General features: G+C 69.3%; 13 protein-coding genes and 1 pseudogene. 5 read left to right on the top strand and 9 right to left on the bottom strand.

Going from position 1 to position 12,627, the window contains the following annotated elements; all coding sequences use genetic code 11:
• The first annotated feature begins 50 nt into the window (after nucleotides 1-50).
• From ACWDSJ_RS07845 to ACWDSJ_RS07855, 3 genes are all read left to right on the top strand, one after another.
• Nucleotides 51-668, top strand: coding sequence for an SAM-dependent methyltransferase (locus ACWDSJ_RS07845; RefSeq protein WP_450030070.1), 618 nt, complete (start codon nucleotides 51-53; stop codon nucleotides 666-668).
• A gap of 148 nt (nucleotides 669-816) precedes the next feature.
• Nucleotides 817-2,013, top strand: a complete 1,197-nt coding sequence (locus ACWDSJ_RS07850; protein ID WP_387359951.1) for a glycosyltransferase family 4 protein — start codon at nucleotides 817-819, stop codon at nucleotides 2,011-2,013.
• 116 nt (nucleotides 2,014-2,129) lie between these two features.
• Nucleotides 2,130-4,277: a catalase gene (locus ACWDSJ_RS07855; protein WP_450030073.1), complete on the top strand. Its 2,148-nt coding sequence runs from the start codon at nucleotides 2,130-2,132 to the stop codon at nucleotides 4,275-4,277.
• Between the two features lie 99 nt (nucleotides 4,278-4,376).
• On the opposite strand, the pseudogene ACWDSJ_RS07860 reads toward ACWDSJ_RS07855, so the two are convergent.
• Nucleotides 4,377-5,216 (bottom strand): annotated as a pseudogene (locus ACWDSJ_RS07860) (SDR family oxidoreductase).
• Between the two features lie 157 nt (nucleotides 5,217-5,373).
• On the opposite strand from ACWDSJ_RS07860, the gene ACWDSJ_RS07865 reads away from it, so the two are divergent.
• Nucleotides 5,374-5,538 (top strand): hypothetical protein, encoded by a 165-nt coding sequence (locus ACWDSJ_RS07865; RefSeq protein ID WP_387359944.1) that lies wholly within the window; start codon nucleotides 5,374-5,376, stop codon nucleotides 5,536-5,538.
• A gap of 219 nt (nucleotides 5,539-5,757) precedes the next feature.
• Here ACWDSJ_RS07865 and ACWDSJ_RS07870 read toward each other — a convergent pair whose 3' ends face one another.
• On the bottom strand, nucleotides 5,758-6,747 hold the full coding sequence (locus tag ACWDSJ_RS07870) for an AraC family transcriptional regulator ligand-binding domain-containing protein (RefSeq protein ID WP_450030075.1): 990 nt from the start codon (nucleotides 6,745-6,747) through the stop codon (nucleotides 5,758-5,760).
• A 157-nt stretch (nucleotides 6,748-6,904) separates the two neighbouring features.
• Here ACWDSJ_RS07870 and ACWDSJ_RS07875 point away from each other — a divergent pair, with 157 nt between their 5' ends.
• Complete coding sequence (locus ACWDSJ_RS07875; protein WP_450030077.1) at nucleotides 6,905-7,081, top strand: hypothetical protein; 177 nt, start codon at nucleotides 6,905-6,907, stop codon at nucleotides 7,079-7,081.
• Here ACWDSJ_RS07875 and ACWDSJ_RS07880 read toward each other — a convergent pair whose 3' ends face one another.
• From ACWDSJ_RS07880 to ACWDSJ_RS07910, 7 genes are all read right to left on the bottom strand, one after another.
• Nucleotides 7,082-7,876, bottom strand: coding sequence for an aldose epimerase family protein (locus ACWDSJ_RS07880; protein ID WP_450030079.1), 795 nt, complete (start codon nucleotides 7,874-7,876; stop codon nucleotides 7,082-7,084).
• A gap of 349 nt (nucleotides 7,877-8,225) precedes the next feature.
• Nucleotides 8,226-9,023 carry an NAD-dependent epimerase/dehydratase family protein gene (locus tag ACWDSJ_RS07885; protein WP_450030081.1) on the bottom strand — a complete coding sequence of 266 codons (798 nt, stop codon included), beginning with the start codon at nucleotides 9,021-9,023 and terminating at the stop codon, nucleotides 8,226-8,228.
• A gap of 77 nt (nucleotides 9,024-9,100) precedes the next feature.
• Entirely contained in the window at nucleotides 9,101-9,706 is a 606-nt protein-coding gene (locus tag ACWDSJ_RS07890) for a TetR/AcrR family transcriptional regulator (protein WP_387359934.1), read from the bottom strand.
• Entirely contained in the window at nucleotides 9,696-10,124 is a 429-nt protein-coding gene (locus tag ACWDSJ_RS07895) for a hypothetical protein (RefSeq protein WP_450030084.1), read from the bottom strand. Before ACWDSJ_RS07895 ends, ACWDSJ_RS07890 begins: the two co-directional genes overlap by 11 nt.
• Complete coding sequence (locus ACWDSJ_RS07900) at nucleotides 10,124-10,432, bottom strand: hypothetical protein (protein ID WP_450030086.1); 309 nt, start codon at nucleotides 10,430-10,432, stop codon at nucleotides 10,124-10,126. The genes ACWDSJ_RS07895 and ACWDSJ_RS07900 overlap by 1 nt, the downstream gene beginning before the upstream one ends.
• 160 nt (nucleotides 10,433-10,592) lie before the next feature.
• Nucleotides 10,593-11,600: a divisome protein SepX/GlpR gene (gene sepX, locus ACWDSJ_RS07905; protein ID WP_450030088.1), complete on the bottom strand. Its 1,008-nt coding sequence runs from the start codon at nucleotides 11,598-11,600 to the stop codon at nucleotides 10,593-10,595.
• 361 nt (nucleotides 11,601-11,961) lie between these two features.
• Entirely contained in the window at nucleotides 11,962-12,615 is a 654-nt protein-coding gene (locus ACWDSJ_RS07910; protein WP_387359925.1) for a GNAT family N-acetyltransferase, read from the bottom strand.
• Nucleotides 12,616-12,627 lie beyond the last annotated feature (12 nt).

Below are 12,627 nucleotides of genomic sequence, written 5' to 3' on the forward strand. Positions count from 1 at the left end.
TTCGGCAACGAAAGTTGTCGATCCGACGTCCGATCGCTCAGGGTGGTGACATGAGCGACCAGCAGTTCTGGGACAACCTGTACAACGAGCGGGACCAGGTGTGGAGCGGACGGCCCAACACCTGGCTCACCACCATCGTCGGCGAGCTGCCGCCGGGCCGGGCCCTGGACCTCGGCTGTGGCGAGGGCGGCGACGCGATCTGGCTGGCCGAGCGCGGCTGGACGGTCACCGCGGTCGACATCACCGACGTCGCGCTGGGCCGGCTACGGAAGGCGGCCGCGGAACACGGAGTGGCCGAGCGCATCCGGGCCGAGCGGCACGATCTCGAGACGAGCTTCCCCGACGGCGAGTTCGACCTGGTGTCCGCGCAGTTCTTCCAGTCGCCGGTGGAGTTCCCGCGCGCCGAGATCCTGCGCAAGGCCGCGCACACGCTCGTCCCCGGCGGGCTGCTGCTCGTCGTCGATCACGGGGCGCCCCCGCCGTGGTCGAAGCACGCGCACGAGCACACGCACTTCTCGACCCCGGACGAGGTGTACGCGGCGCTGGACCTGGACGCGGCCGCGTGGCGGTCCGAGATCCGCGAGACGCGCGAACGGGCGACGACCGATCCGGACGGGCGGCCCGCGACGCTGCTCGACAATGTCCTCGCGGTGCGACGCCTGGGCTGAGCCATTTACCGAATCGGTGTCGGGGATGTCCGAATTCAATGGTGTGAGGGTTAGCCGAAGTTGTGCTGGGTATCACATCCTGCGGGCGAGTGTCGCGTAAGAAGGCCCTGTCTTGGTAGCAGCTTCACACCGTTGAGGAGGCAGTACCATGAGCAGTACCCCGTCCGGTTCCGATTCCCTGATTTACAACATTCAGGATTCCGGTGCGCCGCTGAATATCGTCATGGTGGCCCCACCATATTTCGAGGTTCCACCCGCCGGATACGGCGGCGTGGAAGCCGTGGTGGCGCAACTGGTCGACGCACTGGTCGCCCGCGGGCATCGAGTCACGTTGCTCGGCGCGGGCCGATCCGGAACCGCGGCAACCCGATTCATCCGGGTCTGGGACAAGATCCTGGCCGAGCGGCTCGGCGAGCCGTTCCCCGAGGTACTCAATGCTCTCAAGGTACGCAAGATCGTCACCGAGCTGGCGGCCACCGAGCGCATCGACGTCGTGCACGACCACACCTTCGCCGGTCCGCTGAACTCCCCCGTGTACCACGCGCTCGGCATCCCGACCGTGGTCACCGTGCACGGACCCGTCGACGGCGAGGAGCAGTCGTATTATCGCGCGCTCGACGATTCGTCCCAACTCGTGGCGATCAGCGATCGGCAGCGTGCGTTGGCGCCCGCCCTGAATTGGGTTGGGCGCGTTTACAATGCGGTGCTTCCGAGCGAATGGCCGTTCCAGAAGGAAAAGCAGGATTTCGCACTCTTCCTCGGCCGCTACGCTCCCTACAAGGGACCGGATCTGGCATTGGAGGCGGCGCATGCCGCAGATTTGCCACTCGTGTTGGCCGCCAAAATGAATGAGCCTGCGGAGAAATCGTATTTCAGGCGTGCGGTGCAGCCGCTGCTCGGCCCGAAGGACGTCGTCTTCGGCGAGGCCGACGCGGTCGCCAAGCGGCTGCTGCTGTCGCAGGCGCGCTGCCTGCTGTTCCCCATCCGGTGGGAGGAGCCGTTCGGCATCGTGATGATCGAGGCGATGGCCTGCGGCACCCCCGTGGTGGCGTTGCGCGGCGGCGCGGTGTCGGAGGTCGTCGAGGACGGCGTCACGGGCTTCATCTGTGACGATCCGGCCGAGTTGCCCGCGGCCATGGCCGAGGCCGCGAAGCTGGATCCGATCGCCTGCCGCCGCCGCGTGGTCGAGCACTTCTCGGTGGATCAGCTCGGCGCGGGGTACGAGGCGGCGTACTACGCGGCCATGGATTGCGCTCGGCCGCCGCGTCTTTCGACCGCGGGCGCGCGCAGCGTGCCGACCGCGCGGGCGTTCGATCGCAGCCTGAGCGTGGTCGCGAATCCGTAGTTCGAGGTGCCCGGGCGTGCGGTCGACGACCGCACGCCCGTGATTGGGTCGGCCGCGGCCGGGTAGCCCGCCCGCGAGCCCCTGCGTGAAGCCGACGAGAAGTGCGGAGGAAACCCATGAGCGACACCACCCCAGTGCCCGAGGTGCCCCAGCGCCCGCCGAAGCCGGACGAGTCCGGTTCGCCCGTGCCGCCCCCGGGCCCCGCGCTCGATCAGCGCGAGCCCGAATACCGCAGTCCCACCGGCGAACTCGTGACCGCCGAGCCCGGCGCGCGTGGACCGCGCGGCGAGGCGTTGACCACCTCGCAGGGCGTGGTCATGGGCGACACCGATCACGCCCTCAAGGCCGGCCCGCGCGGGCCGCTGCTGGTGCAGGACTTCCATTTCCGGGAGAAGATCACCCACTTCGACCACGAGCGCATTCCCGAACGGGTCGTGCACGCGCGCGGCACCGGCGCGCACGGCGTGTTCCGGTCCAACGGGGCGGCGTCGAAGCTGACCCGGGCGAAGTTCCTCCAGGCCGATGCCGAGACGCCGGTGTTCGTGCGGTTCTCGACCGTGCTGGGCTCGCGGGGGTCGGCCGATACCGTGCGCGACACCCGTGGTTTCGCGACGAAGTTCTACACCGAGGAGGGCGTCTACGACCTCGTCGGCAACAACATCCCGGTCTTCTTCATCCAGGAGGCCATCAAGTTCCCCGACGTCATCCACGCGGGCAAGCCGCATCCGGATCGCGAGATCCCGCAGGCGCAGTCGGCGCACGACACGTTCTGGGACTTCGTGACGCTGCATCGCGAGGCGACGATGCACACGTTCTGGGCGATGTCGGACCGGGCGCTGCCGCGCTCGTACCGGATGATGGAGGGCTTCGGCATCCACACCTTCCGGCTGGTCAACGACGAGGGCGCGACCACGCTGGTGAAGTTCCACTGGAAGCCGCGCCTCGGCGTGCACTCGCTGTTGTGGGAGGAGACGCAGCTGACGGGCGGATTCGATCCGGACTTCCATCGCCGCGATCTGGCCGACGCGATCGAGGCGGGCGCGTTCCCGGAGTGGGATCTCGGGGTGCAGGTCTTCCCGGACACGCCGGAGCAGACCTTCGAGGGCATCGATCTGCTCGATCCGACCAAGATCGTGCCCGAGGAGCTCGCGCCCGTGCAGATCATCGGGACGTTGCAGCTCAACGCGAATCCGGTGAACTTCTTCGCCGAGACCGAACAGATCGCCTTCTGCCCGGATCATTTCGTGCCCGGCATCGAGCCGAGCGATGATCCGTTGTTGCAGGGGCGGTTGTTCTCCTACCTGGACACCCAGCTCACCCGGCTGGGCGGGCCGAACTTCACGCAGTTGCCGATCAATCGGCCGCACAGCCCGATCAACGACAACTTCCGCGACGGGTACCACCAGACCGGTGTGCATCCGGGCAACAATGTGTACAAGCCGAACTCGGTCGGCGGCGGCTGCCCGTACACGGCGATGTTCGCCGACCGGGCCTATGTCGAATCGCCGACGCCGATCACGCCGCCCGCGGTCAAGGTGCGCACGACGGCGGCGACGGACGCCCCGATCTCGTTCCGCGACCACTACTCTCAGCCTCGGCAGTTCTATCGCAGCCTGACGGCGATCGAGCAGCAGCATCTGGCCGACGCCTTCTCCTTCGAGCTGGGCAAGTGCGCCGACGAGACGATCCGGCAGCGCGGCGTGCAGATGCTGGCCGAGGTCGACACGGATCTGGCCGGTTATGTCGCCACCCAGCTCGGCCTGCCGGTCCCGCAGCCGGAATTCTCCACGATCGAGTTGCCGCCCAGCCCCGCCCTGTCCCAGCTGCGCGGCGAGTTCCCCCCCGACGGCCGCAAGGTCGCCGTCGTCACCGACGACGAGGTCGATCACTCCCTGCTGGAGAACCTGGTCGGCCTCCTGCAACGCGCCAAGATCAGCCCGATGGTCGTCGCGCCCCACGCGGGCAGCCTCGACCACCAGAGCGGCATCCCCATCGACCGCAGCTTCGCGACGATGCGCTCGGTCGAATTCGACGGGGCCATCTTCCTCAGCACCGCCGCGGACTCCCGTGTCGACCTGCTGGTAGCGGAGATGTTCCGCCACGGCAAGCCGCTGGCCGCCGCGGGGGCCGGGGAAGAGGTGCTCAAGCGCCACGGCTACGGGCCCGATCGGCCCGGGGTGTTCGTGGGCGAGGATCTGGAGCTCACGGCCAACGATCTGCTGAGTGCGCTTGGGGAGCACCGGGTTTGGGCTCGGTTCTCTTGAGGTGAATCGAGGGCCCTGGACATGGGTGGCGGGAGCGCGCGGAGGCGCCCTCCCCCTGTTCCTCGGCTCCGGCGCCCAGCGCCGGAGCCGAGGACGTCGCTACAGAATCGGATTCCCGCCCGTCACAGCCACTCTCGCGCCCGAGATGTAGCTCCCCTCATCCGAGGCGAGCAGCACGTACACCGGGGCCAGTTCGGCAGGCTGCCCCGCTCGTCCCAGGGGCGTGTTGTCACCGAAGGACGACACCTTCTCCGGGGGCATGGTGGAGGGGATGAGAGGGGTCCAGATGGGCCCGGGGGCCACGCTGTTGACTCGGATTCCCTTGTCGCCCAACAGTTGTGCGAGGCTGGCGCAGAAGTTGGCGATGGCGGCCTTGGTGGCGGCGTAGGGGGCCAGGTTGGGGCGGGGCATATCGGAGTTGACCTAGGAGCTGCCGATGATGGCGGCGCCGGGGCGCATATGCGGGACGGCGACCTTCACCAGGCGGAACATCGCGCCGATATTGAGATCGAAGGTGTAGTCCCATTCGTCGTCGCTGATCTCGTCCAGCGTTTCGTGGGTCATCTGGTAGGCGGCGTTGTTGACCAGGATGTCGATGCGGCCGAACTCCTCGACGGCGCGGTCGACGACGGCGCGGCAGTGCGCGGGGTCGGCCAGGTCCCCGGCCATCAGGACGGCCTTGCGCCCGGCCTGTTCCACAAGGGCCGCAACCTGTTTCGCGTCCTCGTGCTCGTTCAGGTAGGCGATCAGCACGTCGGCACCCTCGCGGGCGTAGGCGATGGCGACGGCGCGGCCGATACCGCTGTCGGCGCCGGTGATCACCGCGGCCTTGCCCGTGAGTTTGCCCGCGCCCCGATAGCTCTGCTCACCGCAGTCGGGCACCGGGGTCATCTCGCCCTGGACGCCGGGCACCTCCTGCTGTTGTTCGGGAAAACCCATGTCCACTCCTTCCGAAATCGGCCTGCGGTGGCTCTACCCGGGGTCGGAGGGACTAATCGAGGGTCCCGTTTGCTGCCTGATCACTTGGGTATGCGGGGAGGAGTACGAGCATCGCTCCGCCGAACCCGGCGGAACCGCAACCATCAAGGAGCGCAGCATGTTCGACACGGAGTTCCGACGAGCCGGAATCGATGAGGACACCCAGCGCATGACGGTGTACCCGGCCGATGGGCCGGATCTCGAGGATTTCCCGGCGATGTCCCGGGCCGGCGCGCATCTCGTGCGGTGCGCGACCACCGAGGGCCGCCGCGTGTCCCGGTAGCGTCAGCGAGCATCACATTGTCGGGCGGCCCGATCCGTGTCGCGTCACAGTCCACACTGGGGCACGAGACAAGTCGGGCCGGTGTCGTACCAGAAATAAGTCGCTCGCCCAAGTCGCACTCGTGCATTTCGAAAATTGCATCCCGAGGGAAATTTCTTATTCAACTATCAGGCTGCGCCATAGGGGTTTAATCAACAAGTGCGCATATTTCCGGGTGTCTCAATCCGGAGTCGGCGTCTTACGCAGCGATTGCCGATACGCGCGCGGGGACATGCCGCGCCAGCGGGTGAAGGCGTGGGTGAAGTTGGCGGTCTCGGCGTAGCCGAGCAGCCGGGCCACGTCCTCCACCGACGCGCCAGTGCGCAGCAGCTCCGCGGCCTTGGTCTCGCGGACGGTGTTGAGCAGGCCCCGGAACGTCGCCCCCTCGGTGGCGAGCTGACGACGTAGGGTGCGCGCGGTGATGTGCAGTTCCGCGGCGACCTCGGCCATCGTCGGCACCGCGCCCGGATCGCGGAGCAGCCGGTCGCGGATGAGCGTCGACAGCCGCCAGCCCCCGGCGACCAAGCGCTGCAACGCGTCCCGGCACTGCCGCTCGATCAGCGACGCGGTGTGCGAATCCGCCTGCGGCATAGGTTGTTCCAGGTAGGAGCGGGGTAGCACGAGTTGGGTGCGGTCGAGCCCGGACCGCACGGCGTCCGCGTCGAGCGTCGTGAGTTCGGCCAGGGCGGCGGCGCGTTCGGCGTCCAGTTCGGCCTCGAGCCGGAGCACGGGGAGGCCGATCCCGAGCCGCCGGGCGGCCACGAAGATCAGGGCGACCTCGCGTTCGACGAAGTAGGCGCGCACGTCCTCGGGGATGTGGCGGCCGTCGACCACCACCATCACCTCGTCGCCGTGCTCCTCGAGTTCGTAGCGCACGGCCACCGCGACCAGGTCCTGATAGCGCACGGCCAGCGTGAGCACCGCCCCGACGGTGGGGCTGACCAGCGCCGCGAGGCCCACGATCCCGGCCTTGCCGATGGTGGCCTGATGCGCGGTCTCGACGCCCAGCCCCGGCAGATCGCCCACGGCGGCAAGCAGATTGCGCGCCACCGTGAATTCCTGATCCGGCCAGATTTTCGCGTGCTCGTCGGCGAGATCGGCGACGGCAATTCCGCTGCCCGACAACAATGTCGACTCGTCGACTCCGTGTGCCCTACCGACACCTGTCATCATCCGCACACTGACACTGCCGTGAGGAACAGCGCCCCGCGCACCATCGAACACGACCACCGTCCGAAATTACCAATATTCGGTCCCGTCGGCACATTCTTTCGCCCGGAAACTCCGCATACCCTCGAGCCAACCGGGCGAGGAGGAGGCAGCAATCGTGGACATGTTCAGTACGTGCTGGATCGAGCCCATCCAGCTCACACCGGAGAAGGCACACGCGATCATGCAGATGCACCTGGACTGCCGGACCGACGAGTGCCCGCGCCGCCGGGCCGCGGTGCGCGTCCTCATCGAGTCCGGACGGCTGGTGCCCGACTCCTCCCGGGCCTCCTGATCAGCCGAGAGTCCGCCAGCGCCAGCGCATCTCGGCGGTGAGCGGCGCGTGCGGACGCACCGGGCGGGGCGCGGTGTTCAGCCCGTCGGGCGGGCCGGATTGCGGCTCCACACAGACGGTTTCGGCGGGCTCGTCGTAGACCACCACCCAGGTCAGGGGGCTGGTGATCGAAAGTTCCAGGGCGCCGGGCCAAGTGAGGGTGACGTCCACGCCGTCGGGCATGCCGAAGCAGTCGTCCCACGGGCCGGGCAGCGGGGCGATGCGCTTGCCGTCGGGCAGGTGGTCGGCCCCGCGCTCCTCCTGCCAGGCGGGGGTGAAGTTGAGTTCCACGGGCGCCCCGCCGGGGCCGAGGACGCGCCGGAACCAGGGATGCCAACCCACCTGCGCGGGAAAGGGTTCCGTGGCGGCCTCGACGGACATGCGGAAGGTCGCGGTGTCCGCCGCGAGCGCGAAGGACTGGGTGACGCGGCCCGGGAAGGGCCAGGGCGCGGCGAGGTCCTGGGCGAGTACGAGTTCGGTACCGGAACTGTGGGTGATCCGCCACGGGCGATCGCGCACGGTGCCGTGGATGGCGTGCGGTGCGGCGTTGCGCGGGAGTTCGTAAGCGCGCCCACCCCATTCGAGGACGCCGTCGCGCATCCGGCCGCACCACGGGGCCATCGGGAAGGAGCCGAACCGCGGTCCGGTGCGCAGCACGTCGACACCGCCGACCCGGAAGGCCGTCACCCGTCCCGTTTCGGCGCTCACCGTGAGTTCGGCATCGCCCGCGCTCAGGCGCGGTTCCTCGACACTCATGACCGCCAGCATGGCACAGGGCGGGATCAGGACGGTTCGGCGCGTCCCAGGGGGTCTCGCGGTAGTGGCCGACCAAGCGGGTGCGGAGGTCGCCGGGCCTTAAGCAGGATCAGGTCGGTTCGGCGCGCCCCAAGGGCGTCTCGCATTAGTGGCCGACCAAGCGGGAGGTCGCCGGGCGGTAACGGGATTAGGACGGTTCGGCGCGCCCCAAGGACGTCTGGCGGTAGTGCCGCCCAAGCGGGTGGGGAGGTCGCCGAGCAATACGCGGGATCAGAACGGTTCGGCGCGCCCCAAGGGCGTCTGGCGTTAGTAGCCGCCCAAGCGGGCGGACGGCGGGCGGTACACGGGATCAGGACGGTTCGGCGCGTCCCAGGGGCGTTTCGCAGTAGTGGCCGCCCAGGCGGGTGGGGAGGTCGCCGGGCGGTACGGCGGTGGCGTGCTGTTCGGCGTCGTCGAGGGGGTGGTAACCGATCGTTGCGGCCTCGTCCGGCGACAGCACGCGGCGCGTATTGGCCGAAACGCCCCACAGGACACGGTAATCCGCTCGTTCGGTGGCCAGGCATGCCTCGATCAGGCGGGCGCAGTCGTCCGGGGAGAGCCACAGCGACAGCTGGCGGACGTCGGACGGTCGCTCGAAGCAGCTGCCGATGCGCAGGCAGGTGACGTCCATGCCGAAGCGGGAGTGGTACAGGCTGCCCAGCGCCTCGACGGCCGCCTTGCCGACGCCGTAGTAGGTGTCCGGGCGGGGGCTGCTGTCGGCGCGCAGGCCGCGCGGGCCCGCCGAGCCGATGTCGCGGAAGCCGACGGCGTGATTGCTCGAGGCCAGCACGACGCGCGGCACCCCGGCGGCGCGGGCGGCCTCCAGCACGGTATGCGTTGCGTCGATGGTGAATTCGAGGATGCGCGCCCAGGTGTCCTCGCGGCTGATACCCGCCAGGTGGACGATCGCGTCGACGTCGCGGCAGGCGGCGGCCATGGTGGCGGGGTCGGTGATGGAACCGGTGACGATCTCCTCGCCGGGCGCGGCGGGGTCGAGCGGGGCGAGGTCCAGCAGGCGCAGGGTGCGGCCGGGCCGGGCCAGCCGGGGGCGGAGGAAGGTGCCGATGATGCCCGCCGCACCGGTGATCAGGACGCGCTGCGGGGTCATGGTGTTCCTTCTCCAAATATGCTGGTCTGCACCGTATTTCGCCCGCCGCGGCGTTCTCGGCTCCGGCGGGGCGTCGCTCAGGTTCGGTTCCCGGTCCCGGTGAGCCAGCCGGTGGTCCACGCGTGGGCGATGCGGATGGCTCGGGTGGGGGGCATGCGGGTGGGTTCGGTGATCACCGCCACGGCGAAGCCGTCCACGAGGGCCAGCAGTTCGGCGGCGGCGTCGGGGGCCTCGGCGGCGCGAGCGGGATTGGCGGCGGCGAGGATTCGGGTGAGGAGCTCCTCCATGCCCTGCCATTGGGCACGGTGGAGGGCGGCGATCTCGGGGTCGTGGGCAGCGCGGGCGACGAGGGCCAGCCACACTCGGGCGAGGCGGTCGTCGGCGGCCGGTGGGACGAGCAGTTCGGTCATCCGCTCGAGCTGGCGGGCGGGGGGTTCGCCGGTGACGCCGGAACTTCGGAAGCGGTCGGCGGCCTCGTCCCGAACGTGTTCCCAAACTCGTTGCAGCAGTTCGCTTTTGGTGGAGAAGTAGTACTGCACGGTGCCGATGGAGACGCCCGCGCGGGCGGCGAGGGTGCGGATGCTGACGCCCTCCACACCCTCCTCGGAGATCACGTCCGCGAGACGGTCGAGCAGCTCGCGACGCCGGTCGACCTGCTCCGACGCCGCCTGCCTAGCGCCCATAGCGCCGACTCCTCTCCCGCCGATTGCGGTCCTGATAGTAGCGCCACGCCTGCGCCCCGAGTTGCCGCGCCACGGCGACGGGTTCGCGGCGCCCGTCCCCCTCCGGCGCGCGATCGACGACCGCGGCGAAGAACAACAGCAGCAGCCCGATCCCGCCCAGGCCGAAATACACGGTGTCGCCGAGCATTCCGAGGATCAGGCGGCTCGACTCGTGTTCCTCGCCGTGCAGGCGCGGCTCGATCACCCCGAGCTGAATCCAGTGCAGCCCCTCGGCCGCCAGCCACGCCGCCGCCCCCGCCATCAGCGAAAGCCCCGCGACCCGATGCCGTCCCGCCAAGCGCGCACCCGCGACGAGCGACCCCGCCACCAGCAGCACGACCGCCACCTCACTGCCCCCGAACAACCACGTCCCGGCCATCACCGCACCTCCCGTCCGACCCGCGGTCGCCGGAAAATGGCCACCAGCAACAGGGTCCACGCCCCCACCAGCAACAGATTCCGCACCCCCGCCCCGATCTCCATCCGCTCCCCGATCCCCTCGGCCCCACCCCCGCCGAACCAGATCACCCGCCCGGTCACCACCCCCGCCGCCGACGCGACCACCGCCACCACAGCCGCCATCAACGCGGGCGAAAACGCACCCCCCATCCGCCGCCGGTAATAGATGACCATCCCCGCCCCTACGAACGGCGCCGCCAACCCCAACACCTCGACGATCCGAAACATGCCACCCTCCCAAGTGTCATACGACTGTACAACCCCGACCATACACTCGTATTACACTCCCCAGCAATACCAACCCACAGCCGCACCCTTTATCCGGATCCGCACCCCTTGCATAGCCCTGCAAGGGGTGCGGATTCGAATAAAGGGTGCGGCTGGGTTGCTATTCGCCTGCGGCTCTGCGGATTTCGCCGCCGGCGGCGCGGTGGCGGGTGGCGCGGGCCGCGGCGGCGTCGAAGGGTTCGAGGTAGTCGAACATGGGGTCCTCGTCGTCGATGTCGAGGACCACGGCTCGGCGGTGCAAGGTTCGGGTGGACTCCTTGGCGGGGTGGGCGGGGCGTTCGGGGCGAGGGGCCGGTTCGTCGTAGTCCTCGTCGAACTCCGCGGGGCGGCGGGGGCGGGCGAGGCGGGCGGCGCGGCGGCGGCGGATCTCCTCCTCCATGCGGGTCTGGCGGCGGAGGTAGATCAGGTAGGTGACGAGGACCGCGCCCGCGACGAGGAAGCCGGACCACAGCATCGGCGAGATCACCACGGCGAAGGCGCCGAACATCAGCATGCTCAGCACCAGACCGAGCGCCGTGCGCTGCCGGAAGCGGTAGCGGGTGGCGCGCGCGATGGCGTCGGCCTCGGGATCGTATCCGCCGCGCCCGCGCCGCACGGGCACGAATTCGTCCGGCGCGGAATCGGATTCGGGAACCTCGCGGGGCTCCCCGGGCGCGGTCACGGTCGCCGGGACCCGGGCGGGTACGGGCGGCCCGACCTGCTCGTCGGCCGCGCGGGCGGAATCGTCGTCACCGCCCTCGGCCACCTCGGCCTCGATGATCTCGGTGTCCTCGGCCGCCGCGGCGGGCGCCTCGACCGAATCGCCCGTGCCGTCGGTCGTTTCGTCCTCGGTGACGGGCTCATCGGCCGATGTCGTCATCCGATCCTCCGCATCATCGCCGTGGAAAAGCTTTCTCTGCACGCGCGCCGGCACCCAGTCCGGATCGGTTTCGTGCCCGGCACCGGGTCCCTTCCTCATGCGTCGCTTGGTGCCGCCGCGATGCAACACCCGGGTGGCCAAGGCCGCGTCGGTCGTGCGCCGGATGCGCGGATGCCGGTCGGCCAGCATCGGAAACAGCACGAAGACCCAGAGCACGACGAGACCGATCCACAAGATCGAATTCGGCACCGCGCTCACACCTCCGTTTCCGCCCGGCCGTGGTCCCTTCGACGGTTCGCATTCCCCGCTCGTGTCCCGCCCGCTGTCTCGTCATGTCGGCACGTGTGCCACGGCCGCATGATCGGGCCACTTCACAGGTTCCTTTCCGGTAGCACGGGACGCACCACCGACGTCCGTAGGCTAGTGGGGTGCCACAGGAATAGCCCGCAGGCGCGCCGTCCACACCCGCCACATAAGTAACACGAGTTCGCCGTTCCCGCTCGGCTATCGGGCTCGCTGTTGACGTACCGATATCACCGTGGGCCGCATATCGAAGGTGTCATTTCGAAGCACGCACGGCACCGTCGAATTCGCCTCGCGTACATGCCGATCAGGGCAGGGTGACGCGGCCCGCCCGGACGAGGCGGTCGACCGTGGTGCCGGTGACCTCCTCCGAGGTGATGGCGACCAGGAGGTGGTCCCGCCACGCGCCGTCGACGTCGAGGTAGCGGCGCAGCAGACCCTCCTCGCGGAATCCGGCGTTGCGCAGAACCGCTTGGCTCGCAAGGTTTTCCGGCCGTACGGTCGCCTCGACCCGGTGCAGGCCGACCGGGCCGAAACAATGGTCTAGGCCGAGGGCCAGGGCCGCGGTGGCGACGCCCTGGCCGCCGACGTCCTTGGCCACCCAGTAGCCGATCCACGCCGAACGCAGCGCGCCGCGCACGATATTGCCGATGGTGAGCTGACCGCTGAACACGCCATCGACCTCGATGACGAGCGGGATCATCGCGCCCCGGCGGGCCTCGGCCTTGAGGCTCGACCACAACGACGGCCAGTTCGACGCGTGATTGCGCGCCTCCCAGGTGCCGCGCCCGGTCGGCTCCCACGGTTCCAGATGTTCGCGATCCCGCAGGCGGATGCGCGCCCACGCCGCCGCGTCGCGCAACCGGATGGGTCGCAGCGTGACCTGTCCGCCCGTGGCCACCCGGACCGGGCCCAGGTGCGCGGGCCAGCCCGGATGCTGGGCGACCCGGAACATGTTCATATCCATCAGTGT

The sequence above is a fragment of the Nocardia sp. NPDC003482 genome (assembly GCF_053588115.1).

Bases quoted from the DNA above. Each gene is read 5' to 3' on its own strand.
- ACWDSJ_RS07855 (WP_450030073.1), top strand. From the start codon at position 2,130: ATGAGCGACACCACCCCAGTGCCCGAGGTGCCCCAGCGCCCGCCGAAG.
- ACWDSJ_RS07895 (WP_450030084.1), bottom strand. From the start codon at position 10,124: ATGGCCGGGACGTGGTTGTTCGGGGGCAGTGAGGTGGCGGTCGTGCTG.
- ACWDSJ_RS07890 (WP_387359934.1), bottom strand. From the start codon at position 9,706: ATGGGCGCTAGGCAGGCGGCGTCGGAGCAGGTCGACCGGCGTCGCGAG.
- ACWDSJ_RS07865 (WP_387359944.1), top strand. From the start codon at position 5,374: ATGTTCGACACGGAGTTCCGACGAGCCGGAATCGATGAGGACACCCAG.
- ACWDSJ_RS07910 (WP_387359925.1), bottom strand. From the start codon at position 12,615: ATGAACATGTTCCGGGTCGCCCAGCATCCGGGCTGGCCCGCGCACCTG.
- ACWDSJ_RS07870 (WP_450030075.1), bottom strand. From the start codon at position 6,747: ATGACAGGTGTCGGTAGGGCACACGGAGTCGACGAGTCGACATTGTTG.
- ACWDSJ_RS07850 (WP_387359951.1), top strand. From the start codon at position 817: ATGAGCAGTACCCCGTCCGGTTCCGATTCCCTGATTTACAACATTCAG.
- ACWDSJ_RS07845 (WP_450030070.1), top strand. From the start codon at position 51: ATGAGCGACCAGCAGTTCTGGGACAACCTGTACAACGAGCGGGACCAG.
- ACWDSJ_RS07900 (WP_450030086.1), bottom strand. From the start codon at position 10,432: ATGTTTCGGATCGTCGAGGTGTTGGGGTTGGCGGCGCCGTTCGTAGGG.
- ACWDSJ_RS07885 (WP_450030081.1), bottom strand. From the start codon at position 9,023: ATGACCCCGCAGCGCGTCCTGATCACCGGTGCGGCGGGCATCATCGGC.
- ACWDSJ_RS07880 (WP_450030079.1), bottom strand. From the start codon at position 7,876: ATGAGTGTCGAGGAACCGCGCCTGAGCGCGGGCGATGCCGAACTCACG.